Raw genomic sequence first — 1,355 nt, forward strand, 5'->3', positions numbered from 1 at the left:
CTACCCAAGAAAACGAAATCAATTCGGTACTGACGCGAGAAAATAAAACCATTTTTGAGCCGGTTTTACCGGACGAGCATGTCTCATTGCCTTCAGACTTTCGCTTCCATCCTGAATATCAACATGAATGGTGGAACTACTTTGCGAAGCTGCAAGATAAGCAAGGTCGCACTTACAACGTGCAGTGGAGCTATTTTCGCGTCGCCACCGATGAACGAGAAACCAGCGGTTGGCAAAACCCGCAACTGTACATTTCACATGTTGTCGTGAGCCATGGTTCGCATGTGTGGAAAGAACAGCGTGTTGCGCGTGGTGGTATTGGTCAAGCTGGCATGACAAACCGACCATTCCGTTTATGGATAGATAACTGGACTTGGCGCTCATTAGGCTCTACACCATTTCCAGGCAACCTCAATGTTACAACGGACACATTCGGACTCGAACTGAATACCATGACAAGCGGGCCGTTTGTGGTAAATGGAGACAAAGGCTTTCAAGTTAAACATGCACTGCAATCTGTGGCGTCGTTTAGCTTTAGCGCACCGTTTCTTAATGTAAAAGGCACATTGAACTTAAATGGCCGCCTCATCCCCGTAACAGGCTCAGCCTGGACGCAAAAAGAATGGGGCAGTGGCTTAATCGGCCAAGGCCAACAAGGTTGGGATTGGTTTGTCTTTAACTTGGATGATGGACGTGCGTTAACGGTTAGCCGTTACCGTCACCACGGTCAGACGCCTCATATTTTCGGTACGCTATCGACCCGTTCGGGAAAAGTGGTCAATCTATCAGAGAAAGAGGTCTCGATTACGCCAATGCAGGTAACAAGCCTGTCGAATGGCAGACGTTTACCGTTGCAATGGATCATCAATGCACCTGAACACAAAATTAATTTGACGACTCGTATCATAAAATCCGATATGTGGTTGCCATTTGTTATTCCTTACTGGGAAGGCCCAATCTTGGCTTCTGGCTCCAACGAGGCGTGGGGCTTTATGCAGCTCACCGGCTACTAAAATCTATCGAAAGCCACTTAGCAAAGTGGCTTTTTTGTGTCTGAAGCACGTTAGTTCTGTCTAAAAAATCACAGACTTACCGTGAAGTGAGACATCATCTTATGCTACTTTAATAACGATCTTGGTTAATAACTGGATAGATAAGAGGAGGCGAGAAGGCTTACTTCGTCTCAATAGTTTGTTGAAAAATACGATGAGTAATGAAGATAACCTCGGAAAAATCGAAGTTTATACTCTGAACAAGCGATTATTCTAAAATTTTCTGCAGCTATACACTCTTATCACTCTTTGTTAATCGTTTATTAAGATAATAAATATAAGGACGAAACCATGAACGATGTC

1 protein-coding gene is annotated in these 1,355 nt (G+C 44.4%); it reads left to right on the top strand.

Annotated features, from left to right (window positions below):
- The coding region (locus tag R7Q47_RS24710; protein ID WP_318089904.1) for a lipocalin-like domain-containing protein at positions 1 to 1,013 on the top strand (1,013 nt) is incomplete at its 5' end.
- Between the last annotated feature and the right edge of the window lie 342 nt (positions 1,014 to 1,355).

This window comes from Vibrio sp. Vb0349 (assembly GCF_033338975.1).